Here is a 26,398-nt window from a genome sequence, read left to right as displayed (position 1 = left end):
GGCAATCGTCGTATTAAGTTACGATGGAAGAGGCGGCGTCAACGCGCGTAGAGTCCCCGAAGATGACCCCCACACGGCTCCCGCCAGAGCCGAGCGAGAGGCAACCGCACCTCATGAGCACCACTTCCCAGTCCGAAGGCGCACTGGAAACCCGTGGCCTTGAGCCCGTCCCCGACAGCGAGCGCACCGCCAGAACCCGGGAGCTCTTCCCCACCTGGGTCGCCGCGAACATCAGCGTGCTGCTGCTCACGATGGGCGCCAGCCTCGTCGTGACGTACAAGCTGAACTTCTGGCAGGCGATCGTCGTCGCGATCGCCGCGCCGGTCGTCAGCTACGGCCTGGTCGGGCTCATATCCATCGCCGGCAAGCGCGGTGGCGCGCCCGGCATGGCACTGTCGCGCGCGGTCTTCGGGCAGCGCGGCAATCTGCTGCCCGGCTCCCTGATCTGGGTCGCCCGCTGGGGCTGGGAGACGATCAACGCGGTCACCGGCGCCTACGCGATGCTGACCGTCCTGGACATCGTCCTCGGCGTGAAGAGCAACACCTTCCTGATCATCGTGACGCTGCTGCTCTTCGTGGTGACGACGTTCGCGATCTCGGGCCTCGGCATCAACGTCGTACAGAAGTGCAACAAGTACGCGACCTACCTGTTCGGCGCGTTCTCCGTGCTCGTGCTCGGGTATCTGGCCGTGAACACCGACTGGAGCGCGGTCTTCGACCGCCCCGCCGGGAAGATGTCGCTGATGGTCGCCGGTACCGGTCTGATCGCCGCCGGTGGTGTCAGCTGGATCCCGTCCGCCCCCGACTTCACCCGCTATCTGCCGCGCACGGCCTCCTCCAAGGCCATGGTGGCGAGCTCGGTGGGCGGCGCCGGGATCGTCGTGCTGCCGATGGTCCTGATGGGCGCGGTCATGGCGGTCTCCACGCCGGACCTGGCCTCGGCCGCGGACCCGGTCTCCTTCCTCGGCGAGATCCTGCCGATGTGGATCGCGGTGCCGTATCTGCTGATCGCCCTGGTCGGCATGGTGCTGATCAACTCGATGTCGATGTACTCGGCGGGCTTCACCGCGCAGACCCTCGGCTTCAAGATCCCGCGCCACTGGGCGGTGTCGGTCAACGCGGTGATCTCGCTGGTCTTCGGCGGCATCCTGATGCTGGTCGCCAAGAGCTTCATGGGCTCCTTCATCGCCTTCCTCTCGCTGCTCGCCGTCGCCTTCTCGGCCTGGGTCGGCGTCTTCGGGGCGGACATGCTGCGGCGCACGGAGTACGACGCGAAGGCGCTGCTCGACACCACGCCCACCAGCGCCTACTGGTACAAGGGCGGCTTCTCCCCCGCCGCCGTCGCCTCCTGGGCGCTCGGTCTGCTCGCGGGTCTGATGTTCACCACCTCGGACTGGTTCACCGGCCCGCTCGCCTCGAACAACCCGGTCGGCGAGTACGGCCTGGGCTGGATGGTCACCATCGTGGTCTCCGGACTGCTGTACGTGGTCCTGCCGAAGCCCGCCGTATACGCCCCGGCCCAGGCGGCCGAGGCGGCCCAAGCGGCCGAGGAGCCCGCACCCCTGGCTGTCTGACGCGTCGTCAGCTACCGTCCCCCTGCACCGAACCCAGCCCGGTGGAGGGGGACTTGCCATGCCGTTCACGGTCGTCCGGATGAACCTGGTGGCCCCGCACGAGCCGCCCGAGTCCCGCTCGGCCCGCTACCGGGCCGCCGTGGAGATGGCCGCGTACGCGGACGAGCACGGCGTCGACACCGTGCAGACCGAGGAGCACCACGGCACCGGCAACGGCTGGCTGCCCTCACCGTTCACCTTCGCGGGCGCGGTCCTGGGCGCCACGCACCGGATCGCGGTGACGGTCTCCGCGATCATCGGGCCGCTGCACGACCCGCTGCGGCTCGCCGAGGACATCGCCGTGCTCGACCTGCTGAGCGGCGGGCGCCTGGTGACGGTGGCGGGGATCGGCTACCGGCCCGAGGAGTACGAGCGGGCGGGCGTCCCATGGGGCCGGCGCGGCGAGCTCCAGGACCGGCTCCTGGAAACCCTGGTCAAGGCGTGGACGGGCGAGCCGTTCACGTACGAGGGCCGCACCGTGCGCGTCACCCCGCGTCCGTTCACCCAGCCGCACCCGATGCTGCTCGTCGGCGGCTCGTCCCGGGCGGCGGCGCGGCGCGCGGCCCGGCTCGGCCTGCCGTTCTTCCCGAGCGCCCATCTGCCGGAGCTTGAGGCGTACTACCGCGAGCAGTTGGCGGCGCACGGCACCGAGGGCTGGACGATGATGCCGGGCGAGCGCACCCCGCTGCTGCACCTCAGCGAGGACCCCGACCGCACCTGGGCGAAGTACGGCGAGCACTTCCTGCACGAGGCGCGGACGTACGCGTCCTGGCAGTCCAAGGACATCCGCTCGGCGGTGCGCTCGGCGGCCACGACGGTCGAGGAGCTGCGCGCCGAGGGCGTCTACCGGGTGCTGACCCCCGACGAGTGCGCCTCGCTCGGCGCCGACAGCCTGGTGCTGCACCCGCTGTGCGGCGGGATGCCGCCGCAGGAGGGCTGGCGCAGCCTGCGGCTGTTCACGAACGACGTACTGCCCCGGCTCAAGGGCTGAGCCGGGGCAGTACGTGGTTCGAGGAGAGAGGGGCAGCGGGGATTAGCCCATCTCCTCCAACGCCTTGCCCTTGGTCTCCTTCACGTACTTCAGTACGAAGGGGATCGAGAGGGCGGCGAAGATCGTGTAGATCACGTAGGTCGCGGAGAGGTTCCAGTCGGCCAGCGACGGGAAGCTCGCGGTGATGGCCCAGTTGGCGATCCACTGGGCGGAGGCGGCGACGCCGAGGGCGGCGGCGCGGATCCTGTTCGGGAACATCTCGCCGAGGAAGACCCACACCACGACACCCCAGGACAGGGCGAAGAAGAGCACGAAGACATGGGCGGCGATCAGGGCGACCCAGCCCTGCGTGCCCGGCAGCTTGCCGTCGACCAGGTCGTACGAGAACGCCCAGGCCTCCAGGGCCAGACCGACGGCCATGCCGACGGAGCCGATGAGCGCCAGCGGGCGGCGGCCGATCCGGTCCACGAAGATCATCGCGATCACGGTGCCGACGATGTTGATGATCGACGTGGTGAACGAGTAGAAGAACGACTGCGAGGGGTCGACGCCGACCGACTGCCACAGCGTCGAGGAGTAGTAGAACGCGACGTTGATGCCGACGAACTGCTGGAAGACCGAAAGTCCGATGCCGATCCAGACGATCGGCTTAAAGAAGAAGCCGCCGCCGAGCAGGTCCTTGAAGGTCGACTTGTGCTCGCTCTTCATGGCGTGCTCGATCTCGGCGACCCGGGCGTCCAGGTCGACCTCGTCGCCCTCGACCTCCTTGAGCACCTCACGGGCGCGCGCGTCGCGGCCCGCGGAGATGAGGAAGCGCGGCGACTCGGGGATCGCGAAGGAGAGCAGGCCGTAGAGGACGGCGGGGATGACCATCACGCCGAGCATGACCTGCCAGGCCTCAAGGCCCATCAGCTTGCCGCGCTGGTCGCCGCCCGCGGCGTTGAGGATGCCCCAGTTGACCAGCTGCGAGATCGCGATGCCGATGACGATGGCGGCCTGCTGGAAGGAGCCCAGGCGCCCGCGGTACGCGGCGGGGGCGACCTCGGCGATGTAGGCCGGGCCGATCACCGACGCCATGCCGATGGCGAAGCCGCCGATGATGCGCCAGAACGCCAGGTCCCACAGGGCGAACGGCAGCGCCGAGCCGACGGCGCTGATCGTGAACAGCACGGAGGCGATCTGCATACAGCGGATGCGGCCGATGCGGTCGGCGATGCGGCCCGCCGTGGCGGCGCCGATGGCGCAGCCGATCAGGGCGATCGCGATGACCTGGGCGAGGGCCGCGGACCCGATGTCGTAACGGCCCCGGATGGCCTCGACGGCGCCGTTGATCACGGCACTGTCGTAGCCGAACAGGAAGCCGCCCATGGCGGCGGCGGCCGCGATGAAGATGACATGGCCGAGGTGCTCGGGGTGTGCCGTGCGGGCTCCCGAGGCCGGTGGGCGCGTAGTGCTGGTCACGTTGTACTCCTGGGGCCGCCCGGCAGCGTCGCCGGGCGTTGGGGGCACTTCAAGTGGCGCACAACTTCGGGTCACCCACCACTTGAAGGTAAAAGCAACGTTGCAGAGACTATGCCTTCAAGTTTCGAAGTCAATAGGGTGTTCGCTGTGACTTCGAACGAAGTTTATGAGGTTGATGCTTCAAGTCTTGAAATGATCTTGATGGGATTCAGCGAAGGCGCTGGCTGATGACCTTGGAGACGCCGTCGCCCTGCATCGATACGCCGTACAGCGCGTCCGCGACCTCCATCGTCCGCTTCTGGTGCGTGATCACGATCAGCTGCGAGGACTCCTGGAGCTCCTGCATGATCCGGATCAGCCGCTGGAGGTTGGTGTCGTCGAGGGCCGCCTCGACCTCGTCCATCACATAGAACGGGCTCGGCCGCGCCTTGAAGATGGAGACGAGCAGCGCCACGGCCGTCAGCGAGCGCTCGCCGCCCGAGAGCAGCGACAGGCGCTTGACCTTCTTGCCGGGCGGGCGCGCCTCGACGTCGACGCCGGTGGCGAGCATGTTGTCGGGGTCGGTCAGGATCAGCCGCCCCTCGCCGCCCGGGAACAGCCGCGCGAAGACGCCCTCGAACTCCCGGGCCGTGTCCCGGTACGCCTCGGTGAAGACCTGCTCGACGCGTTCGTCCACCTCCTTCACCACCTGAAGAAGGTCGGCGCGCGTCTTCTTCAGGTCCGCCAGCTGCTCGGAGAGGAACTGATGCCGCTCCTCCAGCGCCGCGAACTCCTCAAGCGCGAGCGGGTTGACCTTTCCCAGCTGCTGGTACGCCCGTTCGGCTGACTTGAGGCGCTTCTCCTGGTCGGCCCGGTCGAACGGCCGGGGCCGGTTGCGCGGGTGGTCAGGGTCTTGTGGCAGCTCCTCTCCGTCGGCGGGCGGCGACGGGGGAACCGGCTGGTCGGGCCCGTACTCGGCGACGAGCCCGGCCGGCTCGACCCCCAGCTCCTCCAGCGCCTTGGTCTCCAGTTGCTCGATCCTCATCCGCTTCTCGGCGCCGAGTACCTCGCCGCGGTGAACCGAATCCGTCAACTTGTCGAGCTCGCCCTTGAGGTCGCGGCCGGTGGCCCGGGCGGCCGCCAGATCCTGCTCGCGGGCGGCCTTCGCGGCCTCGGCGGCGGCCCGCTCCCGCTCGGCCCGTACGACGGAGACCTCGACGTGCGCGAGCAGGGTGCGCGCGCCCGCCGCCACGGCCCCGGCCACCTCGGCCTCGTGGCGCAGCCGGGCGCGCCGCTCCTCGGCCCGGGCGCGCGCCTCGCGCTCGGCGCGCGCGCCCCGGTCGAGCGCGTCGGCCCGCCCGGCCAGCCCCTTGACCCGCTCCTCGTGCGTACGCAGCTGGAGCCGGGCCTCCATCTCGGTCTGGCGCGCGTTGGCCCCGTCGGCGGCCAGCCGGTCCCGTACGGAGGTGTCGGGCTCCTCCTCCACTGGCATTTCCTCGGCCACGAGCAGCCGCTCGGCCAGCTCCTCGGCCTCCTCGGTTGCCTTCTCCAGGGCCTCCTGGGCGCGGGCGGCGGCCGCGGCGGTGCGCTCGGCCTCACCGGCCGCGCCCCGCGCCTGCCCGGCGAGCCGCCCCAGCTCGTTGCCCACGGTCGCCTTCTCCCTCTCGGCGGACCGGCGGCGCTCCCCCAGCTCCTCGACGCGCGCCGCGCACCGCGTGCGCACGTCCTTCGCCGACTGCTCGGCGGCGGCCAGCTCCTCGCAGCGCACGGCCAGTTCGGCGAGCTCGCCCGCCGCCTCGTCGACCGACGCCTGTACTTCGAGCAGGCTCGGCGCCCCGGCGGAGCCGCCCTGCGCGAAGTGCGCCCCGAGCAGATCGCCCTCGGCGGTGACGGCGGTCAGGGCGGGCTGCGCGTAGACCAGATCCTCGGCGTCCTCCAGCGTGCCCACGACCACGACGCCGCGCAGCAGCCTGCGCACGGCGGGCAGCAACTCCTCGGGCCCCCGGACGAGATCGGCCGCACACGGCGGCCCGCCCGGCCGTACCGGAACAGGCTCCTCGGCTCCCGGCAGCCCGCCCACAAGCAGCGCGGCCCGCCCGGCGTCCTGCTTGCGCAGCAAGCGAATCGCTTCGGCGGCGGTGGCGGGCCCCGACACCGCGAGCGCGTCGGCGGCCGCGCCCAGCGCCGCCGCCACCGCGACCTCATGGCCGGGCTCGACGGTGAGCAGCGCGGCCGCGGGCCCGAGCAGCCCGGCCAGCGAGTCCTTCGCGGCGAGCAGCGCGCCCGTACCGTCCTTGCGGCGCAGGCCCAGGGCGAGCGCGTCATGGCGGGCGGCCACGGCGGCACGTTTCCTCTCTGCGGCCGTGACCGCCTCGCGGGCGGCGCCCAGGGCCGCCTCGGCGTCCGCGAGCTCCCGCTTGGCGCCGTCGTGCGCCTCGGCCAGCTCGTGGTCGTCCGCGTCCAGGCCGTCCACCTCGGCCTTCAACTGCTCGTACTCCTCCTGGGCCAGCGCCGCCCGCTCGCCCGCCTCGTCGCGCGCCGCCGCCAGCCGGTCGATCTCCGCCTGCGCCGAACCCGCCCTGCTCCGCGCCGCGTTGACCTGTCCGTGCAGCCGGGCCAGACCCTCGCGCCGGTCGGCGATGGCCCGGGCCACATCCTTCAAACGCCGCTCCTCAAGCGCGAGTTCCCGCTCCAGCTCGGCGCGGTGGGAGGCGGTGTCCTCCAGGGCCCGCTCCGCCGCCTCGCGGGCCGCCTCCAGCTCCGCCTCCTGCTCACGGATCCGGGCGGCCTCGCGCTCCATGTCCTCGGGGTCGCGTCCCCGGCGCTCCTCCGGAGGCTGGGCGGTGGCGCTCTTCACGCGCGCGTCGGCGAGCGAGACGGTGCCGCGCACCCGCTCGGCCAGCCGGGAGAGCTCGTACCAGGTCTGCTGGGCGCTCTGCAGCCGGGGCGCGAGGCGGCGGACCTCGTCCTCCAGCTCCGCCTCGCGCGCGAGGGCGGCCTTCAGCTCGGCCTCGGCGCTCTCCTTGCGCCGCTTGAGCTCCGCCTCGTCCTCGATCTCGCCGCGTAGCGCCTCCCGCATCGTCACGAGGTCGTCGGCGAGCAACCGCAGCCGGGCGTCGCGCAGGTCGGCCTGGATGACGGCGGCCCGGCGCGCCACGGCCGCCTGCCGGCCCAGCGGCTTGAGCTGGCGGCGCAGCTCCTCGGTGAGGTCCTGCACGCGCGCGAGGTTGGCCTGCATCGCGTCCAGCTTGCGCAGCGCCTTCTCCTTGCGCTTGCGGTGCTTGAGGACGCCCGCCGCCTCCTCGATGAACGCGCGGCGGCCCATCGGATCCGCGTGCAGCACCGAGTCGAGCTGGCCCTGCCCGACGATGACGTGCATCTCGCGCCCGATGCCGGAGTCGGAGAGCAGCTCCTGGATGTCGAGCAGGCGACACGTGTCACCGTTGATCTGGTACTCGCTGCTGCCGCCCCGGAACATGATCCGGGTGATGGTCACTTCGGCGTACTCGATCGGCAGCGCGCCGTCGGAGTTGTCGATGGTGAGGGAGACCTCGGCGCGGCCCAGCGGCGGGCGGCCGGTCGTCCCGGCGAAGATGACGTCCTCCATCTTGCCGCCGCGCAGCGACTTGGCCCCCTGCTCGCCCATGACCCACGACAGCGCGTCCACCACATTGGACTTGCCGGAGCCGTTGGGTCCCACGACACAGGTGATGCCCGGCTCGAACTTCAGTGTCGTCGCGGAAGCGAAGGATTTGAACCCGCGCAGGGTCAGGGCCTTGAGGTGCACGCCGTCGGACTCTACTCCGCGCCCCCGGGCAGGCGCCGGGAAGGCACGGCCACGGCGGTTTCGCCACCGGGAACCAGGGGCAGATCAGACGTGAACAGATCAACCCTGGTCTGCGGGCGAACAAGCGTGCGTCACCGACGAGCAGCGAGCGGCAACGGCGAGCGACAAGAAAGAAGGGACGCCAAAAGCGTCCCTTGCATATCTATCTCGGGAGAGTGTTCCTCACCCTGCGGGCCATCGGGGTACGGCCCGGATCAGGTGAGCGCAGGCTCCGCCTGGGGTACGTCGATGTCGATGCCTTCGAGCAGCGAGTCTCCGTGGTGCGAAGCAACGGCAGCCGACAACGCGTCCTTCTCGGACTGGATCCGTACGAGCTCGGACTCAAGGTCCTGGACACGCTGCTGGAGCCGTCGCATCTCGGCGAGGAGTCGCGGGTCGGAACCGCCGACGTAACCGAGAAGCGCCTTTGCCATGATGGATGGTCCTCCACACTGAGTGACCGACCGAAGCGGTGTGGGTCGTGAGGGAATCGCACCCGCGGTGCTTGGACTTGACTGCGGTTCTTCATGCCAAACAGCTAAGGTGCGCGGGGCTTCCAGCGTCTCACCAAAAAGTTTGACGGTCAACACGATCACGCCCCGTATGGCGGGCAATCCGGGGGCCGTTCGGCCCGGAAGCACTCGGGCGCGGCCTCTCCTCGGAGCCCTGGGGGCGTGGAGATCATCCTTGCTTCCGCAGCCTTGCACGCCTGAACCGGAATGGCAACAACGAAGTCGTACGAGGTCAGGGGCGTGCGGACGGAGCCGACCCGGCGGCGGGGGCGCCGGGGGCCCGCCGATCGCGGCGGGCGCGCCCTAGCGGATGGCGAAGCCGTCGTAGCCGCCGCGCGGCGCGTCCCAGATCTCGGTGACGCCGTCGACCGTGCCGGGTGTGTCGTCGCCGCGAAGCCACTCCAGCAAACGGTGGCAATTCTCACGTGGCCCCTCGGCCACCACCTGCACCCGGCCGTCGTCGAGATTGAGCGCGAATCCGACGAGCCCGCCGATCTCCAAAGCGTTTGCCCTGGTGAACCAGCGGAAGCCCACTCCCTGTACTCGGCCGCGTACCCACGCGACGAGCCGTGCATCTTCGTTCATGGCTGCACGCTAACCGGCCAATTGCACACGGAGCACTTCGCCCTCCTGCGTCATGGCGTACAGTCCCGACGCAATGAGCCTCACCCATTCGGACTAGACCCAGCGGCCTCTCGGGGCAACCGGGCTCCGGGGGCTCAGGCACTGGAACAGCACCGCAGTCATGAGGGAAGGTCCGCAGATGGGACGCCATCGTCGCTCCGCCCCCGCGCCCGCCGCCGAAGACCACGCGCAGGGCACGGGAAGTACGCCCCGGGGTGCCGCGCGCCGCAAGAAGCGGCCCGTGGTGCCCGTGCGCACCGGTCTGCTCGGCGCGTCCGCCGCCGTCGCCGTGGGCGCCGTCGCCATAGCCTCGGGCCTGCTGCCGGGCGGCTCCACCTTCGCCCTCAACGGCGGCAGCACCGCCGACCAGCACGTCCAGGCGGACGGCACCTCCGATCTGCGCCAGCAGGGCGGCGAGGCGGTGAAGCCGACCAGCGCGGCCCCCTCGGCGACGCCGGCCACCACCTCGCCGAGCACCCACGCGCCCCTCACCTCCCCCTCGGCCTCCGCGCCGAGCAAGCAGCCGTCGCCCTCCTCGACCCCGTCGGAGCAGAAGTCGACGGCTCCGGCCGCGCCCAGGACCGAGACCCCGGCCACGCACGCGCCGAAGGTCACGCAGCTGCCCGAGCAGCGGCAGGCCAAGGCGCCGACCGCCGAGGCCGCGGCGGCCGCCACGGTCGTCTCGCTCGTCAACCAGCAGCGCGCGCAGGCGGGCTGCTCCCCGGTGAAGGCCGACGGCTCGCTCGCGGCGCTGGCGACCACGTTCAGCGACGACATGGCGGCGCGCGGCTTCTTCGACCACACCGACCCGGACGGCAAGAGCCCCTGGGACCGGGCCGCGAAGGCGGGCATCGGCAACCTGGGCGGCGAGAACATCGCGCGCGGCCAGGCGGACGCCAAGGCGGTCATGGAGGCGTGGATGAACAGCCCCGGCCACCGCGCGAACATCCTGAACTGCGACTACAAGACGCTGGGCGTCGGAGTGCACTTCGGCGAGGGCGGCCCGTGGTGGACGCAGGACTTCGGCTTCTGAGGTTCTGACCCGGCCGCAGTCGGACCGGCCGCACTCCGGGACACAGCGCTAACTTCTAGTTAGCGCTGTGTCGGAGTACGGTGGCGTTATGGAAGAGACCGCCACCGGGACCGTCACCGCGCCGACCGCCGAGGCCGCCTGCCCGCAGGCCGATCTGCCCTTCGACGTGTTCTCCAAGGCGTGCCCGTCCCGGGGCACGCTGGAGCACGTCACCGGCCGCTGGGGCAGTCTCACGCTGGGGGCGCTGTACGAGGGCGGCTTCCGCTTCAACGAGCTGCGCCGCCGGGTCGACGGCGTCAGCGAGAAAATGCTCTCCCAGACACTGCAGGCGCTGGAGCGCGACGGGCTCGTCCACCGCGAGGCGCAGCCGACCAACCCGCCGCGCGTCGACTACAGCCTGACCCCGCTCGGCCGCGAGGTCGCCGAGCGGCTCGTCGGCCTGATCCACTTCATGGAGGACCGGATGCCGACGGTCCTCGCGGCGCGCGAGAGTTACGACACGGCGCGCGAGTCGTAAGAGCCTGTCTTTGAACCCCCGTCGTCCGCCCGGAGGGCGGGCGCAGCGGCGGTCGGTGCGTGCGATCGGCGTGCGGTGTGCCAGGTCATGTGGCGGAGCCACCTGTCCTGGCACACCGTGCGGCGAGCGTGCGTGCCGGGCGTCGCAGCGCAGGCGGGGGTTCAAAGACAGGCTCTAAGGGGCGCGCGGAGCGCTCGGTCATGGGTGGCGGCGGGCGACGGGCGGGCGCTGACAGCGCGGGCAGAAGTAGCTGGAGCGGTTCATCCACGGGCGCCGGCGCATCGGGGTGCCGCACCGGTGGCACGGCTCGCCCTCGCGGCCGTACGCGTCGAGGGAGCGGTCGAAGTACCCCGACTCCCCGTTCACATTCACGTAGAGGCTGTCGAAGCTGGTGCCGCCGACGGCGAGCGCCGCGCTCATCACCTCCCGCACGTGGCCGAGGAGTTCGGCGGACTTGGGGCGCGTGAGGGTCGAAGTGGGGCGCTCGTAGTGCAACTTGGCGCGCCACAGCGCCTCGTCGGCGTAGATGTTGCCGACCCCGCTGATCAGCGACTGGTCGAGCAGCGCGCGCTTGACGGTCGTGCGCCGCAGCCGCAGCGCGGTGAAGAAGGCGTTGTCGTCGAAGAGTTCGTCGAGCGGGTCGCGCGCGATGTGCGCGATGACGTCGGGCAGCCCGTCGGGGGTGTTGTCGTGCAGCGAGAGCCCGCCGAAGGTGCGCTGGTCGACGAAGCGCAGCTCGGTCCCGGCCGCCCCGGAGGCATCTGCGCTCACCGGGTCCTGGAACCGGATGCGGATCCGCAGGTGCTTCTCGTCGGGCGCGCTCGCGGGCTGGACGAGCAGTTGCCCGCTCATGCCGAGGTGCCCGAGCACGGACTGGTCGCTGTCGTCGAGGGGCAGCCACAGATACTTCCCGCGCCGGCGCGCGACCCCGACGCGGTGGCCCTTGAGCCGGGCCGCGAAGTCCGCCCCGCCGGCCAGGTGCCGGCGTACGGCCCGGGGGTGCAGCACCTCGACGTCGTCGACGGTCCGCCCGGCGACCCAGCGCTCAAGACCCCGCCGCACGACTTCGACCTCGGGAAGTTCGGGCACGGGGTCCTCCGGAGGGGGCGCGGAACTACGGGACACCCGCAGCGTATCCCGCTCCTCGTGCGGCACGGAAAAGCCCCTGCCCGCACGGATTCCGTGCGGGCAGGGGCGGAAGAAAACGGTTCAGGCAGCCGGGTCGGCGGCGGGGGTCGGCGTCCCGCCGTCCTGCTCGGACACGGGGGCCTCGGCCTCCGCCTTCGCCTTCGCGATCCGCTCGTCGGCGGACGCGCGAATCGCCAGCCAGGCCGACTCGGCGGCCTGCTGTTCCGCTTCCTTCTTGCTGCGGCCGGTGCCGGTGCCGTACGAGACACCACCGACGCGGGCGGCAGCAGTAAAGGTCTTCTCGTGGTCGGGACCCGTCTCGGAGACCAGGTACTCCGGAACACCGAGGCCTTCGGCCGCGGTCAGCTCCTGGAGGCTGGTCTTCCAGTCCAGTCCGGCCCCGAGGTTCGAGGACTTCTCGATCAGGGGGTCGAAGAGCCGGTGGACGAGCTCGGAAGCCGCCTCCAGGCCCTGGTCCAGATAGACCGCGCCGATCACCGCTTCAAGGGTGTCGGCGAGGATGGACGCCTTGTCCCGGCCGCCCGTGCCCTCTTCGCCCCGGCCGAGCCGGATGAAGGAGCCGAGGTCGAGCCCGCGGCCCACCTGCGCCAGCGCACGAGAGTTGACCACCGCGGCCCGGAGCTTGGCCAACTGGCCCTCCGGGAGATCCGGGTGGGTGCGGTACAGCGTGTCGGTGACGACCAGACCGAGCACCGAGTCCCCGAGGAACTCAAGCCGTTCGTTGGTCGGCAGACCGCCGTTCTCGTACGCGTACGACCGGTGGGTCAGGGCACGCACCAGAAGGGCGGACTCAAGGTGATACCCGAGCCGCCCTTCCAGAAGCGTGTGGGACGAGGCCGAGTTGTTGTCGCTGGTGCCCGCCTTCTTGGCGCCGGCATTCGACAGATCAGACATCGGGCCTCTCACCAGCCGCTCAGACCTCGAGGACCTGGCGCTTGTTGTAGGTGCCGCAGCTCGGGCACGCGATGTGCTGGAGCTTCGGCTCCTGGCAACGCTCGCACGAAACCAGGGTGGGGACCGCAGCCTTCCACTGCGACCGGCGGTGGCGCGTGTTGCTGCGCGACATCTTCCGCTTCGGAACAGCCACGGCTACTTCTCCTGCTTCTCGGCGGCGGTCTGCGCGTCAGAGGCAGTGCCGCTCATGTTGTCCTTCTCGCCGTCCTGGATGGTCCCGGCGAGTCCTTGCAGTGCCGCCCAACGGATGTCGACGGCATCGTGGTGGTGGTCGGGGTCGTCCTCAAGCCTGAATCCACACGTGGAACACAGGCCAAGGCAGGTCTCCCGGCACACCGGCTGCATCGGCAGTGCGAGCACCACCGCATCACGCAGCACGGGCTCAAGGTCGAAGAGTCCGTCCTCAAGCGGGATGATGTCCTCGTCCTCGGCGTCGTCGGCCGGCTCCGCCTGCTTGCTGCGGCCCCGGTCGTCGGCGTCAGGGTACGAGAACAACTCCTGGAAGTCCGCATCGAGCGCGAGCTCCAGCGGCTCCAGACACCTTACGCACTCACCCTCGGCCGATGCACGGGCGGTGCCTGTGACAAGCACCCCTTCCATGACCGACTCCAGGCGGAGCTCGATCTCCACGGGCGCGCCCTCGGGCACTCCCACGACGTCCTGGATCCCGAGATCCTTGGGCGCCTCGACCGTGCGGGAGATCCGCTGCAGGGCACCAGGACGCCGACCCAGCTCGTGTGTGTCGAACACGAGAGGGTTGCGGTGGTCAAGGTGCGTGCTCAGGGCTCTTCCCGCTTTCACATCGTGGAGGGTGGCTGCCGGGCGTCGCCGTGGGTGCGGCGCCGCGCGGGCAGCGTTGATCGCGGACGTACGCGCGACCGAAGAGCCAGGATACTGGACGGGCGCCGATTGGCCCAATCCGCCTCCGCGCCCCCGGCGGAGCCGCTAGCGGCCCTGCTCGTACTGCCGCAGCTGTTCCAGGTCGATCATGCTCGTGTCGAACAGGCTGGTCTCGTCCAGGGCGCCCTGCTGCGGATGCGCGGGCTGCGGGATGTGGACCTGGCCCTGCACCTGACTCTGCACCTGCCCCTGGCCGTACGCCTGCTGCTCGTAGCCGTACGGATCCTGCTGCGGCATCTGCTGCTCGTAGCCGTACTGCCCGTACTGCTGGTGCGTCTGCGCCGCGTACGGCGTGGCGTAACCGGCCGAGCCGTCGGCCGCGACCGCGTACGGGTCCTGCTGGGCGGGCGCGGGCTGCCCGTAGCCGTACGGGTCGTACACCTGCGCGGGCACCTGGACCTGCTGCGGCTCGGCGGCCCGCGGCGCGGGGTCGGCAAGCTCCGCCAGGCCCGCCAGATAGTCCGCGTCGCTGGTGTGCACCCCCATCGCCCCGGCGGCGTCCTGCGCGGCCATGTGCGCGCCCAGCTCGTCGGAGGCGATGCGGCCGTGCAGGGTCTCGCGGCCGCGGCCGACGGCCTCCAGCGTCTTGGCGAGCACGGCCTCGAACGCGCCGAGCTTGGCGTCGACGTACTCGTCGGCGCGCCGGATCAGCGTCTGGGGGTCCGCGCTGTACTCGGGGGCGTCCGCGTCCGCCTGCCCCTGCTCGTCGAGGCCGGGGCCGCGGCCGAGCAGCTTCTCGCGGCCGCGGTCGACCGAGCCGATGGTCTTGGTGAGGACCACTTCGAAGTTGGCCAGCTTGGAGTCGACGTAGTTGTCCGCCTCGGCGCGGATCTCGTCGGCCTCGCGCTTGGCCTCGGCGAGGATGCGGTCGGCCTCGTCCTGGGACTGCCGGGCGACGGCCGTGTCGGAGATCAGCGTGCCGCGCTGGGCGTGCGCGGACTCGATGATCCGCTCGGCCTCCTGGCGGGCCTGCTCGACCATCTGCTCGCGGCCGCCGATCAGCTCCTGGGCCTGCGCCAGGGAGCCGGGCAGCGCCTGGCGCACCTCTTCGAGGAGCGCGAGCAGCTCGGCGCGGTTGACCACGCACGAGGCCGACATCGGCATGGAGCGGGCGCCCGAGACGGCGCCGACGATCTCGTCCAGTTTCTTCTGCACGTCCACCGTGTGCTCGCCACTCTCTACGACTGGTTGGAGACGGACGGGACGACTGTAAGGCCAGTCGGCACCGTCCCCCTACACCCGAGCGGGTGCGGAGGACCCGCGCACACCGGATGACGGACCGTCAGCTCAGCTCTGCTCGGCGATCCGTGCGACCAGTGCGTCGTTGACGGTCGCGGGCAGCAGGTGCGAGACGTCCCCGCCCCACGTGGCGACCTCCTTGACCAGCGACGACGACAGGAAGCTGTACGTCGGGTTGGTCGGCACGAACAGGGTTTCGACGCCCGAGAGCCCGTTGTTCATCTGGGCCATCTGGAGCTCGTAGTCGAAGTCGCTGACCGCGCGGAGCCCCTTCACGATGGCCGGGATGTCCCGCTGCTTGCAGAAGTCGACGAGAAGGCCGTGGAAGGACTCGACCTCCACGTTGCCGAAGTCGGCGGTCACCTCGCGGATCATCTCGATCCGCTGCTCGACGGTGAACAGGCCCTTCTTCGACTGGTTGATCATCACCGCGACGTGCACGACGTCGTACAGCTTGGAGGCCCGGGCGATGATGTCGAGGTGTCCATTGGTGATGGGGTCGAATGACCCCGGACAGACGGCTCGGCGCAACTGAAGTCCCTCGCTCCCGGTCATGGTGCGTCTTCGCACGTAGAGGCGGCGCGACCGTACCAAAGCGTGCCCTCGCCGTAACGACGGGCCCGCAGCGGCTCGAACCCCTGCGGCCAGCCGAATTCCCCGCCTCTGGTGCTGCGCTCCACGGTGACCAGGCAGTCCTCGGCGAGCCAGCCCCCAGAGGTGAGTGTGAGCAGGATCTCGCGAAGATCGTCATCCGTCACGGCGTACGGCGGGTCGAGAAAGACCACGTCATACGGGGTTTCGGGGGCCGGGCCCGCGACGATCTGCTCCGCTTTTCCGTTACGTACCTCGGCGCCCGGAAGGCCCAGTACGCGCACGTTCTCGCGGACGGTCTTCACCGCCCGGGCGTCCGCCTCCACGAGCAGCGCGTGCGAGGCGCCCCGGGACAGCGCCTCCAGGCCCACCGCGCCCGACCCGGCGTACAGATCGGCGACCCGGATGCCCTCCAGGGTGCCGAGCAGGGCCTCCCAGGTGGAGAAGAGGCCCTCGCGCGCCCGGTCGGAGGTGGGGCGGGTGCCGTTGCCCGGCGGTACGGCCAGGCGGCGTCCGCCGGCCCGGCCGGCGATCACGCGGGTCATCTGAGTCCTTGTCGGTGTACGTACGTCACTGATGTCCCCCAGTTTCTCAGAACCCGGCGCGGACGCGGCCTCCGCGCCCGCGCACGGCCCTCCTCGGCTCCTGCCAGAGCCCCTGCCAGCCCTTGTCACCCCTTGTCGAGGTACTGCTCGCGGTCCTTGTCGAGGAGCGCGTCGAGCGCGGTGCGCAGCGCCGGCAGGTGCTCCAGGTCCGGGTCCTGGCTCACCACCGCCACCGCCTCCTCCCGGGCCGCCGCGATGACCTCCTCGTCCTCGATGACCGCGAGCATCCGCAGCGAGGAGCGCACGCCCGACTGGGCCTGGCCGAGCACATCGCCCTCGCGGCGCTGTTCGAGGTCGATCCGGGAGAGCTCGAAGCCGTCCAGCGTGGCGGCCACCGCGTTCAGCCGGGCCCGGGCGGCGCTCGCCTCGGGCATCTCGGTGACCAGCAGGCACAGGCCCGGGGCCGAGCCGCGCCCGACCCGGCCGCGCAGCTGGTGCAGCTGCGAGACGCCGAACCGGTCCGCGTCCATGATCACCATCGCGGTGGCGTTGGGGACGTTGACACCGACCTCGATGACGGTGGTGGCGACCAGCACGTCGACCTCGCCGGCGGCGAACCGGCGCATCACGTCGTCCTTGTCGTCCGGCTGCATCCTGCCGTGCAGCACCTCGATCCGCAGGCCCTGGAGCGGGCCCCGGGTGAGCTGGTCGGCGATGTCGAGCACGGCGAGCGGCGGCCGCTTCTCGGCCTCGTCCTCGGCGGACTTCTTCTTGGCCGCCTTCTTCTCGTCCTCATCGTCACCGATGCGCGGACACACCACGTACGCCTGGTGGCCCTTGCCGACCTCCTCGCGCACCCGCTCCCAGGCGCGGGCCAGGAAGTGCGGCTTGTCCTGGGCCGGGACGACATGGCTGGCGATCGGCGAGCGCCCGGCGGGCAGTTGGTCCAGGACGGACGTCTCCAGGTCGCCGAAGACGGTCATGGCGACCGTGCGCGGAATCGGCGTCGCCGTCATCACCAGCAGATGCGGCGGCTGCTTGCCCTTGCCGCGCAGCGCGTCGCGCTGCTCGACGCCGAAGCGGTGCTGCTCGTCGACCACGACCAGGCCCAGATCGTGGAACTGCACCTTGTCCTCGATCAGCGCGTGCGTGCCGATCACGATCCCCGCCTCGCCCGTGACCAGGTCGAGCAGCGCCTGACGGCGGGCGGGCGCGCCCATGGAGCCGGTCAGCAGCACGACCTTGGTGCCGAGATCGGACCCGCCGAGCATGCCGCCCTCGGCGAGCTCGCCCATCATCTCCGTGATGGACCGGTGGTGCTGCTGGGCGAGGACTTCGGTGGGCGCCAGCATCGCGGCCTGGCCGCCGGAGTCGACCACGGCGAGCATGGCCCGCAGGGCGACCATCGTCTTGCCCGAGCCGACCTCGCCCTGGAGCAGGCGGTGCATGGGGTGCTCGGTCGCCAGGTCGTCGAAGATCTCCTTGGAGACGTTGTTCTGGCCGTCGGTGAGGGTGAACGGCAGCTTGGCGTCGAAGGCGTCGAGCAGGCCGCCGGGCGCGGGCCGCCGGGCCACGGCGGGCAGTTGCGCGTCCGCGTGGCGCCGCCGGGCCAGCGCCACCTGGAGGACGAACGCCTCGTCCCACTTCAGCCGCTGCCGCGCGTCCTCGACGTCGTCCTTGGTGTGCGGGCGGTGGACCTTGAGCAGCGCCTCGGGCAGCGGCACGAAGCCCCGGCCCTCGCGCAGGGATTCGGGCAGCGGGTCGACGGCCTGAGTGGCGCTCGGCAGCACCGCGTCGACCGCCTTGGCGATCTTCCAGGACTCAAGTCCCTTGCAGGCGGGGTAGATCGGGATGAGCGCGCCCGCCCAGGAGTCGACCGTCTCGCCGTCCTCGTCGCTGTCGGCGCCCAGCTTCGCGTACGTGGGATGGGCCAGCTGGAGGCGGCGGTTGAACATCGACACCTTGCCCGCGAACATCGCGCGGCTGCCGGGCAGCAGCTCCTTGTGCGGCTTGTGGATGCCGCGGCCGAAGAACACCAGCTGGAGGCGGCCGCTGCCGTCCGTGATGGTGATCTCCAGACGCTGGCCGCGGCCGCCGTTGAACGTGTGCACCCGGGCGTCGGCGACCTGCGCGACCACCGTGACGTCCTCGTCGAGGGGCAGCTCGGCGAGCTTGGTCAGCTGGCCGCGCTCCTCGTACCGCCGGGGGTAGTGGTGGAGGAGGTCGCCGACCGTGTGCAGGTCGAGCTGCTCGGCCAGCACCTTCGCGGTGGGTCCGCCGAGCAGCTTCTTCAGGGGTTCATCGAGCGCAGGCACGCGATCCATTGCACACCACAGCACCGACATCGCGCAGGAACCCCCGGCCGCCTGTGGACGACGCGCGGTGCGCCGCGGTGGCGCTACTCCACGCCGATCAGCAGCGGCGCGCCTTGGTGGCCGCCCTCGTAGACCATGGTGTCCACCGCCAGATGCGTCTCCCGTACGTGGGCCTGCAGGCCCGGCGCCAGGTCCGGCGGGGTGTCGGCGGCCAGGACCAGGGTGACCAGTTCGCCGCCCGCCGCCAGCATCCGGTCCAGGACCGCCGCCGCCGTGGCCGCCAGGTCCTGGCCGATCACGGCGACGTCGCCGTCGATGAGGCCGAGGATGTCCCCGGCCTGGCAGATCCCGGCCGTGGTCCAGGACTGCCGCTCGGCGACGGCGAGTTCGGCGTACCGGGTGGCGCCCGCCGCCGCGGTCATCGCGACCACGTCCTCGTCGAAGCGGCGCTCGGGCGCGTGCACCGCGAGGGCGGCGATGCCCTGGACCGGGGAGCGGGTGGGGATGAGCGCGACCCGTACGCCCTCGGCCCGCGCCTGCTCGACGGCGGCGGCCGCGGTGTGGCGCAGCTCGGCGTCGTTGGGCAGCAGCACGACCTCGCGCGCGTGGGCGCGGCGGATCGCGTCGACGAGTTCGCCGCTGGCCGGGGCCTCGCCCGGCCGGGCGAGCACCGCGCTCGCCCCGGCCTCGGCGCAGAGCCCGGCCAGGCCCTCGCCGGGCACGACCGCGACCACGGCCCGCTGGGCCCGCTCGCGCGGCTCGGCCGGGTGCCCGAAGTGCGTGATGCGGATCCGGTGCGGGCGCCCGGCCTCCACCCCGGCCTCGACGGCCGCGCCCGCGTCGTCCACGTGTACGTGGACGTTCCACAGCCCGTCGCCGCCGACGACCACCAGGGAGTCGCCGAGCGCGTCGAGCCTGCTCCGCAGCCGGGCCACGGCCGCGTCGTCGGCGTCCAGGAGGTAGATCACCTCGAAGGCGGGCCCGGACTCCTCGGCGGGGTCGGCCGGGCAGGCGTGCGCGTCCAGGTGCGGGCGCGTCTCGTGCCGTACCGCCGGGGCCTCGCCGGACAGTGCCTGCGCCAGCGCCCCCAGGACCGTCACCAGGCCCCAGCCGCCCGCGTCCACGACTCCTGCCCTGCCGAGCACCTCCAGCTGCCCCGGAGTGGCCTCCAGAGCCGCTCCGGCCCCCTCGAAGGCCGCCCTGGCCACGGCGGCGGCGTCGCCGGACGCCTCCTGGGCCGCCTTGGCCGCGGCGGTGGCGACGGTGAGGACGGTGCCCTCGACCGGGTGCGCGACCGCCTCGTACGCCGCCTCGGCGGCGCGGTGCAGGGCCGCGGCGAGGTCCGGTTCGGGCCGGGCCAGGACCTCGGCCATCCCGCGCAGCAGCTGCGACAGGATCGTGCCGGAGTTGCCCCGGGCCCCGATCAGGGCGCCGTGGGCCATGGCCCGTATGACGTCGGCCGTCCCGGGCGCCTCGGCGTACGCGGCGAAGACCGCCTCGACGGCCTGGTGGGCGGATTCCACGGTCAGGTAGAGGTTGGTGCCGGTGTCCCCGTCGGCGACCGGGTAGACGTTGACCGAGTCGATCTCCTCGCGGTCCCGGCCGAGCCCGGCCAGCGCGAGCGAGCACCAGGTCCGTACCGCGACGGCGTCGAGAGTCTGCGGCACCTGGTGTCCTCCTTGGAGCTGCTTGAGCTGCTGAGCTGCGGGCTAGCGGCAGGTTAGACCCGGGGCGGCCACCCGGCCCGGGGTGGGTGGCGGGCGGCGCCATGGTAGTTTCGTATCTCAGGAGCAGCCGTTGTATGCTGCTTCGGTTGCCCGGCGAGAGTCGGGCCATTCCCCCGGCAAGCCACTTCAGATCTCTGATTCCGGTGCGCCGGATTTCACTGTAAATCTGAAGTCTTTGGAGTGACCCGTGGCTGCCAACTGCGACGTCTGCGGCAAGGGGCCGGGCTTCGGCAACAACATTTCGCACTCGCACCGCCGTACGTCTCGTCGCTGGAACCCGAACATCCAGCGTGTGCGTGCCGTGGTCGGTCGGACGCCGAAGCGGCTCAACGTCTGCACCTCGTGCATCAAGGCCGGCAAGGTCTCGCGCTAACGCCGTACGTCGTAGCGCAGTCCCTGCGGTTGCCTTGAAAAGCCGGTCCACCTCGGTGGGCCGGCTTTTTGCCGTATCGATTTCGCGTGCGGGCCGATGGGGGCCGGCCGCTCCCCCGAGCTCTCAAGGAGCAGGGGGGACCCCCATCGCGGCGGAGCCGCACATGTCACAGCCCCGCGCCCCTGAAGGCGTCCGGGACGTCAGCAGCCCTCCACAGGGCCGCTCAGCGCACGCGCCAGCCGTGGTCCACCGGGCCGATCCCCGCGCCCAGGGCGAAGCCCGCCGCGATCGCGCCCGTGACGTACTCCTTCGCCGCCCGCGCCGCCTCCGCCACCGTGAGGCCCTTCGCCAGGCCCGAGGCCAGGGCGGAGGCGAGGGTGCAGCCCGTGCCGTGGGTGTGGCGGTTGTCGAGGCGCGGGGTGCGCAGCCAGTGCTCCTCGGTGCCATCGGTGAGCAGGTCGACCGCCTCGGGCGAGGCCGAGCCCGCCAGGTGGCCGCCCTTGATCAGGGCCCAGCGGGGGCCGAAGGCGAGGATCGCCTCGGCCGCGCGCCGCATCCCGGCCTCGTCCTCGACCCGTACGCCGGTGAGCTGCGCCACTTCGTCGAGGTTGGGCGTGGCCACGGTCGCGGTCGGCAGCAGCCGCTCGCGCACCGACTCCAGCGCCTCGGCCGCGAGCAGGGCGTCCCCGTGCTTGGAGACCCCTACAGGGTCCACGACGACGGGCGCGTCCGTGCTGGACAGCAGCTCCGCCACCGTTTCCACCAGCGCGGCGGACGAGAGCATGCCGGTCTTCACGGCCTGGACGCCGATGTCGTCCACGACCGAGCGGTACTGCGCCCGCACCGCCTCGGCGGGCAGTTCCCAGGCGCCCTGGACGCCCAGCGAGTTCTGCGCGGTCACCGCGGTGATCACGCTCATCCCGTGGACGCCCAGGGCCAGCATCGTCTTCAGGTCGGCCTGGACGCCCGCGCCGCCGCCGGAGTCGGATCCGGCGACGGTGAGCACGCGCGCGGGTGTCACTCCGCGTCCCCGAAGTGGTCCCAGCCGCCCTTGGCGGTCCAGGGGGCGCCGTCGACCGTGACCTGGGGCAGCGCCGACGGGTTCAGGACCTCGCCGATCACCTTCCAGCGGGCGGGCAGCTTCACGTCCGGCGGGAAGGTCGCGACGATGGCGTGGTCCTCTCCCCCGGTCAGCACCCACTGCAGCGGGTCGACGCCGACCGCCTGGCCGATGTCGTTCATCTGCGTGGGGATGTCGATGAGGCCCGAGCGCAGGTCGATCCGGACCTTGCTGGCCTCGGCGATGTGCCCGAGGTCGGCGACCAGGCCGTCGCTGACGTCCGTCATGGCGGTGGCGCCGAGCCCGGCGGCGGCGGGGCCCGCGTGGTACGGCGGCTCGGGGCGGCGGTGCGCCTCCACGAAGGCGCGCGGCGAGCGGAAGCCGCGGGACAGGACCGCGTAGCCCGCGGCGGACCAGCCGAGCCAGCCGGTGACCGCGACCACGTCGCCGGGCTGGGCGCCGGCCCGGGTGACCGGCTCGTGGTTGCGCAGATCGCCGAGCGCGGTGATCGCGACGGTGATGGTGTCCCCGCGCACCACGTCGCCGCCGACCACGGCCGCCCCCGCGACCTGGCACTCGTCCCGGATCCCGTCCATCAGCTCGATGGGCCAGGTCGCCGGGAGCTCGGCGGGGACGACCAGACCGAGCAGCAGGGCGGTCGGTACGGCGCCCATGGCGGCGATATCGGCCAAGTTCTGCGCGGCGGCCTTGCGGCCCACGTCGTACGCGGTCGACCAGTCGCGGCGGAAGTGGCGGCCCTCCAGGAGGATGTCCGTGCTCGCCACCACCCTGCGGTCGGGTGCGGTCACGACCGCGGCGTCGTCGCCGGGCCCGATCCGTACCGCGGGGGTCGAGGTGAGCCGGGAGGTCAGCTCCCTGATGAGCCCGAACTCCCCCAACTCGCCCACAGTGCCTTTCACCGTGCCACCTCTCATCCTCGTACCCCTCGGTACCCGGCGCGCTCGCGGTCGCGAGGCGTCACCTCGGTGGGTACCGTCAACACATACGTCAACTTCTGCTCGGCGCACCCGGATGTGCGGGCGTCCGCGCCTGCGCGGGACTCCCCCGGGCGCACGGCGACGCGATACCGTGGCGTCTCTTTCTTCCCCCTTGGGTTCTTCCCCCCTTGGCCCTCCCCGCCGTAGGGAGGGGACATGATCCTCGTGGCCGCCCTGGAGGTTCCGTGGTACAGGCGTACATCCTCATCCAGACCGAGGTGGGCAAGGCGTCGACCGTCGCCGAGACCATCGCAAAGATTCCGGGAGTGATCCAGGCCGAGGACGTCACCGGGCCGTACGACGTGATCGTGCGGGCCCAGGCGGACACGGTCGACGAGCTGGGCCGCATGGTGGTCGCCAAGGTCCAGCAGGTGGACGGGATCACCCGCACCCTGACCTGCCCGGTGGTTCATCTCTAGCCCCCGCTTACCCTTGGCCGGTGACTTCCTCTCGCCGCCGGTCCCTCCTCCCGCCCGCAGCCGCCCTGGTCATGCTGGCCGCCGCGGGCTGCTCCTCCACGGACGCGAAGGCGACGATCACGGTTCCCACTCCGCCGAAGGCCACGGTCGCGCTCTGCGGCGCGCTGCACAAGGCGCTGCCCCAGAAGCTCGACGGGCTCAGGCGGAATGATCCCAGCCCGGCGTCGGAGCTGACCGCCGGGTGGGGTGACGACGGGATCGTACTGCGCTGCGGGATCGACCGGCCCGAGAAGATGAGCGATCCCGAGGCGGACGGGGTCACCGTGGACGGCGTCAACTGGCTCCTGGAGCAGCTGAAGGGCGGCTTCCGGTTCACCACGACGTACCGCAAGGCGTACGTGGAGGTGACGATGCCCACGCGTGGGGGCAGGCCCGCCGGGGACATCGGGTGGCTGACCGGGCTCTCCGGGCCCATCAAGAAGACGGTCCCGGAGAGCCTGTAGCGCCGCTTTCAGGGGCGCGGGGCCGTGTCGCGCCGTGCGGCCGCGCCACGTGGGCGTGCTCGGCCGCGGACGAGCCGCGGCCGGACCACCGCCGAGGGCTACCGCAGGCCCGTGCGCCGGCGCAGTGCCGCCCGGATCAGGCGGTCGACCAGCTCCGCGTAGTCGACGCCGGTCGCCTCCCACATCCGCGGGTACATCGAGATCGGGGTGAAGCCCGGCATCGTGTTGATCTCGTTGATGACGAACTCGCCGTTCTCCTGGAGGAAGAAGTCCGCCCGGACAAGACCCTCGCAGGACGCGGCCTCGAACGCGTCGACCGCGAGGCGGCGCACCTCGGCGGTGGCCTCGGCGCCGATCGGCGCGGGCACGATCCCGTCCGCCGAGTCGATGTACTTGGCCTCGAAGTCGTAGAAGTCGTGCGCGGTGACCGGCGGGATCTCGGCCGGCACGCTCGCGCGCGGCCCGTCCTCGAACTCCAGCACCCCGCACTCGATCTCGCGGCCCCGCAGCAGCGCCTCGACCAGGAACTTCGGGTCGTGGCGGCGGGCCTCCTCGATGGCCTCGTCCAGGCCCTCGAAGGAGTCGACCTTGGTGATGCCGAAGGAGGAGCCGGCCCGGGACGGCTTGATGAACAGCGGCCAGCCGTGCTCACCGGCGAACGCGGCGATCTTCTTGCGGGCGCCCTGCTCGTCCTGCTCCCACTCGCGCGGCCGGATCACCAGGTACGGACCGACGGGCAGCCCGAAGGAGGTGAAGACCCGCTTCATGTACTCCTTGTCCTGGCCGACGGCCGAGGCGAGCACGCCCGCGCCGACGTAGGGGACGCCGGAGAGCTCCAGGAGGCCCTGGAGGGTGCCGTCCTCGCCGTAGGGGCCGTGCAGCACGGGGAAGACGACGTCGACCTCGCCCAGGGCCTTGGGGACCTGGCCGGGCTCGCTGTAGACGACCTCGCGGCTGCCGGGGTCCACGGGGAGCACGACGCCGCCCTGGTCGGACTCGGCGAGGTCCGCGACGCTGGGCACCTTGCGGTCGGTGATCGCCATCCGCTCGGGCGCGTCGGCGGTGAGCGCCCAGCGGCCGTCCGTCGTGATACCGATGGGCAGCACGTCGTACTTCGTCCGGTCGATGGCGCGCAGCACGGCACCGGCGGTGACGACCGAGATGCCGTGCTCGGAGCTGCGGCCGCCGAACACGACGGCCACCCGCGGCTTGCGGGGCTGCTCGGTGCTCTTTTCAGGGCTCTGGGGGAGGTTCTCGCTGCTCATATCGCGTTGAGCGTACCCGCTCCCCTCACCTGATTCAGCGCCGCTCGGCCTTGGCGCTGCGCGACATCAGCTCCTTGAGCGCGACCACCGGCGGCTTGCCCTCGTGGACGATGCCGACCACGGTCTCGGTGATGGGCATGTCGACGCCGTGCCTGCGGGCCAGATCCAGTACGGACTCACAGGACTTGACGCCCTCGGCGGTCTGCCGGGTGACCGCGATGGTCTCCTCCAGGGTCATGCCCCTGCCGAGGTTGGTGCCGAAGGTGTGGTTGCGCGAGAGCGGCGAGGAGCAGGTGGCGACGAGGTCGCCGAGGCCCGCGAGACCGGAGAAGGTCAGCGGGTCGGCGCCCATCGCGAGGCCGAGCCGGGTGGTCTCGGCCAGGCCCCGGGTGATGAGCGAGCCCTTGGCGTTGTCGCCCAGGCCCATGCCGTCGGCGATGCCGACGGCGAGCCCGATCACGTTCTTGACCGCGCCGCCGAGTTCGCAGCCGACGACGTCGGTGTTGGTGTACGGGCGGAAGTACGGGGTGTGGCAGGCGGCCTGGAGGCGCTGGGCCACGGTCTCGTCGCGGCAGGCGACCACGGCGGCGGCGGGCCGGCGCTGGGCGATCTCCTTGGCGAGGTTGGGGCCGGTGACGACGGCGACGCGGTCGGCGCTGACCTTGGCGACCTCCTCGATCACCTCGCTCATCCGCTTGGCGGTGCCGAGTTCGACGCCCTTCATCAGGGAGACGAGGACGGTGTCGGGCGCGAGCAGCGGCGTCCAGGCGGCGAGGTTGGCGCGCAGCGTCTGCGAGGGCACGGCGAGCACGGTGAAGTCCGCGCCCTCGGCGGCCTCGGCCGCGTCCGTGGTCGCCCGTACGCCCGCGGGCAGTTCGATGCCGGGCAGGTAGTCCGGGTTGGTCCGGGTGGTGTTGACGGCCTCGGCGAGTTCGGGGCGGCGGCCCCACAGGGTCACCTCGCAGCCCGCGTCGGCGAGGACCATGGCGAACGCCGTACCCCAGGAGCCGGTTCCGAATACTGCTGCCTTGGTGGCGGCGTGCGTCACTTGGTGCCCTCCCCGGCGGCCTTGCGGCGCTGCTGCGCGCGGACTTCGCGCGGGTCGTACGGCTTCGCGGGCGCGCTCTCGCCCCGGATCTCCTCCAGCTGGCGGGTGATGGCGGCCATGATGACCTCGGTCGCCTCGCGCAGCACCTCGGGGGTGGGCTCCTTGTCGTAGAAGCGCGCGAGGTCGACCGGCGGACCGGCCTGCACCTGGAGGGTCTTGCGCGGGAAGAGGCGGACCTTCTTCTCCTTGGCGTACGGCGGCATCGCCAAGTTGGCGCCCCACTGGGCGATCGGGATGACCGGCGCCTTCGTCTGGAGCGCGGCGCGCGCGACGCCGGTCTTGGCGGTCATCGGCCACATGCCGGGGTCGCGGGTGAGGGTGCCCTCGGGGTAGAACGCGACGCATTCACCGCGCTCGACGGCCGCGACGGCGGCGCGGAATGCGCCGAACGCGTTGGTGGACTCGCGGTAGACGGGAATCTGGCCCGTCCCGCGCAGCAGCAGTCCCACACCCGGGGCCTTGAAGAGCGCGGCCTTGGCAAGGAATCGGGGCACGCGTCCGGTGTTGTACTGGAAGTGCCCGTAGGAGAACATGTCGAGATACGAGTTGTGATTGATGGCGGTGATAAAACCGCCCTCCGCCGGAATGTTCTCCATTCCGTGCCAGTCCCGCTTGAAAAGCACCACCAGTGGAGGTTTGGCGATGACCGCCGCAAGGCGGTACCAGAAGCCGATTCTGCGGCGGGACACTCGGAGC

25 protein-coding genes are annotated in these 26,398 nt (G+C 71.5%); 7 read left to right on the top strand and 18 right to left on the bottom strand.

Translation table 11 applies throughout. The annotated features are described in order from the left end of the window. The first annotated feature begins 113 nt into the window (after positions 1-113). Entirely contained in the window at positions 114-1,574 is a 1,461-nt protein-coding gene (locus ACGFRG_RS17760) for a cytosine permease (RefSeq protein ID WP_393264808.1), read from the top strand. A 58-nt stretch (positions 1,575-1,632) separates the two neighbouring features. After that, the gene (locus ACGFRG_RS17755) at positions 1,633-2,604 is read left to right on the top strand and encodes an LLM class flavin-dependent oxidoreductase (protein WP_393264806.1); all 972 of its coding nucleotides are present in this window, start codon (positions 1,633-1,635) and stop codon (positions 2,602-2,604) included. 42 nt (positions 2,605-2,646) lie between these two features. On the opposite strand, the gene ACGFRG_RS17750 is transcribed toward ACGFRG_RS17755, so the two are convergent. The 4 genes from ACGFRG_RS17750 to ACGFRG_RS17735 form a co-directional block, all read right to left on the bottom strand. Next, complete coding sequence (locus ACGFRG_RS17750; protein ID WP_361420310.1) at positions 2,647-4,065, bottom strand: sugar porter family MFS transporter; 1,419 nt, start codon at positions 4,063-4,065, stop codon at positions 2,647-2,649. A gap of 208 nt (positions 4,066-4,273) precedes the next feature. Beyond that, positions 4,274-7,831, bottom strand: a complete 3,558-nt coding sequence (smc, locus tag ACGFRG_RS17745) for a chromosome segregation protein SMC (RefSeq protein WP_393264803.1) — start codon at positions 7,829-7,831, stop codon at positions 4,274-4,276. A gap of 254 nt (positions 7,832-8,085) precedes the next feature. After that, entirely contained in the window at positions 8,086-8,304 is a 219-nt protein-coding gene (locus ACGFRG_RS17740) for a hypothetical protein (protein WP_188275291.1), read from the bottom strand. A gap of 381 nt (positions 8,305-8,685) precedes the next feature. Next, positions 8,686-8,967 carry an acylphosphatase gene (locus ACGFRG_RS17735; RefSeq protein ID WP_361420318.1) on the bottom strand — a complete coding sequence of 94 codons (282 nt, stop codon included), beginning with the start codon at positions 8,965-8,967 and terminating at the stop codon, positions 8,686-8,688. A gap of 178 nt (positions 8,968-9,145) precedes the next feature. Between ACGFRG_RS17735 and ACGFRG_RS17730 the strand changes: the two genes are divergently transcribed. Both ACGFRG_RS17730 and ACGFRG_RS17725 read left to right on the top strand, forming a co-directional pair. After that, the gene (locus tag ACGFRG_RS17730; RefSeq protein WP_393264798.1) at positions 9,146-10,039 is read left to right on the top strand and encodes a CAP domain-containing protein; all 894 of its coding nucleotides are present in this window, start codon (positions 9,146-9,148) and stop codon (positions 10,037-10,039) included. Between the two features lie 88 nt (positions 10,040-10,127). Then, positions 10,128-10,556: a helix-turn-helix domain-containing protein gene (locus tag ACGFRG_RS17725; RefSeq protein ID WP_361420324.1), complete on the top strand. Its 429-nt coding sequence runs from the start codon at positions 10,128-10,130 to the stop codon at positions 10,554-10,556. Positions 10,557-10,754: 198 nt separating this feature from the next. Here the strand turns inward: ACGFRG_RS17725 and mutM are convergent, their stop codons facing one another. The 9 genes from mutM to ACGFRG_RS17680 all read right to left on the bottom strand — a co-directional run bounded on the left by mutM (position 10,755) and on the right by ACGFRG_RS17680 (position 19,916). Continuing rightward, positions 10,755-11,645: a bifunctional DNA-formamidopyrimidine glycosylase/DNA-(apurinic or apyrimidinic site) lyase gene (gene mutM, locus ACGFRG_RS17720; protein ID WP_393264795.1), complete on the bottom strand. Its 891-nt coding sequence runs from the start codon at positions 11,643-11,645 to the stop codon at positions 10,755-10,757. 120 nt (positions 11,646-11,765) lie between these two features. After that, positions 11,766-12,599, bottom strand: coding sequence for a ribonuclease III (rnc, locus tag ACGFRG_RS17715; RefSeq protein WP_361420330.1), 834 nt, complete (start codon positions 12,597-12,599; stop codon positions 11,766-11,768). 19 nt (positions 12,600-12,618) lie between these two features. Further along, on the bottom strand, positions 12,619-12,792 hold the full coding sequence (gene rpmF / locus ACGFRG_RS17710; protein WP_003965982.1) for a 50S ribosomal protein L32: 174 nt from the start codon (positions 12,790-12,792) through the stop codon (positions 12,619-12,621). Between the two features lie 2 nt (positions 12,793-12,794). Further along, the gene (locus ACGFRG_RS17705; RefSeq protein ID WP_393264791.1) at positions 12,795-13,460 is read right to left on the bottom strand and encodes a YceD family protein; all 666 of its coding nucleotides are present in this window, start codon (positions 13,458-13,460) and stop codon (positions 12,795-12,797) included. A gap of 144 nt (positions 13,461-13,604) precedes the next feature. After that, entirely contained in the window at positions 13,605-14,720 is a 1,116-nt protein-coding gene (locus ACGFRG_RS17700) for a cell division initiation protein (protein ID WP_393264788.1), read from the bottom strand. Positions 14,721-14,846: 126 nt separating this feature from the next. Then, positions 14,847-15,329 (bottom strand): pantetheine-phosphate adenylyltransferase, encoded by a 483-nt coding sequence (gene coaD, locus ACGFRG_RS17695; RefSeq protein WP_361420860.1) that lies wholly within the window; start codon positions 15,327-15,329, stop codon positions 14,847-14,849. 20 nt (positions 15,330-15,349) lie between these two features. After that, positions 15,350-15,934, bottom strand: a complete 585-nt coding sequence (gene rsmD / locus ACGFRG_RS17690) for a 16S rRNA (guanine(966)-N(2))-methyltransferase RsmD (protein ID WP_361420336.1) — start codon at positions 15,932-15,934, stop codon at positions 15,350-15,352. 125 nt (positions 15,935-16,059) lie between these two features. Next, on the bottom strand, positions 16,060-18,258 hold the full coding sequence (gene recG / locus ACGFRG_RS17685; RefSeq protein WP_361420339.1) for an ATP-dependent DNA helicase RecG: 2,199 nt from the start codon (positions 18,256-18,258) through the stop codon (positions 16,060-16,062). Positions 18,259-18,332: 74 nt separating this feature from the next. Continuing rightward, positions 18,333-19,916 carry a DAK2 domain-containing protein gene (locus ACGFRG_RS17680; RefSeq protein ID WP_393264784.1) on the bottom strand — a complete coding sequence of 528 codons (1,584 nt, stop codon included), beginning with the start codon at positions 19,914-19,916 and terminating at the stop codon, positions 18,333-18,335. A gap of 247 nt (positions 19,917-20,163) precedes the next feature. Here ACGFRG_RS17680 and rpmB point away from each other — a divergent pair, with 247 nt between their 5' ends. Further along, complete coding sequence (rpmB, locus tag ACGFRG_RS17675) at positions 20,164-20,349, top strand: 50S ribosomal protein L28 (RefSeq protein WP_003957616.1); 186 nt, start codon at positions 20,164-20,166, stop codon at positions 20,347-20,349. Between the two features lie 223 nt (positions 20,350-20,572). Here rpmB and thiD read toward each other — a convergent pair whose 3' ends face one another. Continuing rightward, entirely contained in the window at positions 20,573-21,370 is a 798-nt protein-coding gene (gene thiD / locus ACGFRG_RS17670) for a bifunctional hydroxymethylpyrimidine kinase/phosphomethylpyrimidine kinase (protein WP_393264781.1), read from the bottom strand. After that, positions 21,367-22,329 carry a thiamine-phosphate kinase gene (locus tag ACGFRG_RS17665; protein ID WP_361420348.1) on the bottom strand — a complete coding sequence of 321 codons (963 nt, stop codon included), beginning with the start codon at positions 22,327-22,329 and terminating at the stop codon, positions 21,367-21,369. Before ACGFRG_RS17665 ends, thiD begins: the two co-directional genes overlap by 4 nt. Before the next feature lie 263 nt (positions 22,330-22,592). On the opposite strand from ACGFRG_RS17665, the gene ACGFRG_RS17660 reads away from it, so the two are divergent. Beyond that, on the top strand, positions 22,593-22,826 hold the full coding sequence (locus ACGFRG_RS17660; protein ID WP_064070330.1) for an Lrp/AsnC family transcriptional regulator: 234 nt from the start codon (positions 22,593-22,595) through the stop codon (positions 22,824-22,826). A gap of 20 nt (positions 22,827-22,846) precedes the next feature. Then, positions 22,847-23,329 carry a DUF3515 domain-containing protein gene (locus ACGFRG_RS17655; protein ID WP_361420351.1) on the top strand — a complete coding sequence of 161 codons (483 nt, stop codon included), beginning with the start codon at positions 22,847-22,849 and terminating at the stop codon, positions 23,327-23,329. A 98-nt stretch (positions 23,330-23,427) separates the two neighbouring features. Here ACGFRG_RS17655 and ACGFRG_RS17650 read toward each other — a convergent pair whose 3' ends face one another. From ACGFRG_RS17650 to ACGFRG_RS17640, 3 genes are read right to left on the bottom strand one after another with little or no spacing between them, the layout of a single operon-like run. Beyond that, positions 23,428-24,594, bottom strand: coding sequence for a D-alanine--D-alanine ligase family protein (locus tag ACGFRG_RS17650; protein ID WP_393264777.1), 1,167 nt, complete (start codon positions 24,592-24,594; stop codon positions 23,428-23,430). Between the two features lie 34 nt (positions 24,595-24,628). Beyond that, positions 24,629-25,642 carry an NAD(P)H-dependent glycerol-3-phosphate dehydrogenase gene (locus ACGFRG_RS17645; RefSeq protein ID WP_393264775.1) on the bottom strand — a complete coding sequence of 338 codons (1,014 nt, stop codon included), beginning with the start codon at positions 25,640-25,642 and terminating at the stop codon, positions 24,629-24,631. Continuing rightward, on the bottom strand, positions 25,639-26,391 hold the full coding sequence (locus ACGFRG_RS17640; protein WP_361420360.1) for a lysophospholipid acyltransferase family protein: 753 nt from the start codon (positions 26,389-26,391) through the stop codon (positions 25,639-25,641). The genes ACGFRG_RS17645 and ACGFRG_RS17640 overlap by 4 nt, the downstream gene beginning before the upstream one ends. Positions 26,392-26,398: the final 7 nt, after the last annotated feature.

Origin of the sequence: Streptomyces sp. NPDC048696 (assembly GCF_043198895.1) — a bacterium.
Lineage (GTDB): Bacteria > Actinomycetota > Actinomycetes > Streptomycetales > Streptomycetaceae > Streptomyces.
This window is presented reverse-complemented; position numbering and strand designations above follow the sequence as displayed.

Bases quoted from the DNA above. Each gene is read 5' to 3' on its own strand.
- ACGFRG_RS17760 (WP_393264808.1), top strand. From the start codon at position 114: ATGAGCACCACTTCCCAGTCCGAAGGCGCACTGGAAACCCGTGGCCTT.
- ACGFRG_RS17755 (WP_393264806.1), top strand. From the start codon at position 1,633: ATGCCGTTCACGGTCGTCCGGATGAACCTGGTGGCCCCGCACGAGCCG.
- ACGFRG_RS17740 (WP_188275291.1), bottom strand. From the start codon at position 8,304: ATGGCAAAGGCGCTTCTCGGTTACGTCGGCGGTTCCGACCCGCGACTC.
- ACGFRG_RS17735 (WP_361420318.1), bottom strand. From the start codon at position 8,967: ATGAACGAAGATGCACGGCTCGTCGCGTGGGTACGCGGCCGAGTACAG.
- ACGFRG_RS17730 (WP_393264798.1), top strand. From the start codon at position 9,146: ATGGGACGCCATCGTCGCTCCGCCCCCGCGCCCGCCGCCGAAGACCAC.
- ACGFRG_RS17725 (WP_361420324.1), top strand. From the start codon at position 10,128: ATGGAAGAGACCGCCACCGGGACCGTCACCGCGCCGACCGCCGAGGCC.
- rnc (WP_361420330.1), bottom strand. From the start codon at position 12,599: ATGTCTGATCTGTCGAATGCCGGCGCCAAGAAGGCGGGCACCAGCGAC.
- rsmD (WP_361420336.1), bottom strand. From the start codon at position 15,934: ATGACCCGCGTGATCGCCGGCCGGGCCGGCGGACGCCGCCTGGCCGTA.
- recG (WP_361420339.1), bottom strand. From the start codon at position 18,258: ATGGATCGCGTGCCTGCGCTCGATGAACCCCTGAAGAAGCTGCTCGGC.
- ACGFRG_RS17650 (WP_393264777.1), bottom strand. From the start codon at position 24,594: ATGAGCAGCGAGAACCTCCCCCAGAGCCCTGAAAAGAGCACCGAGCAG.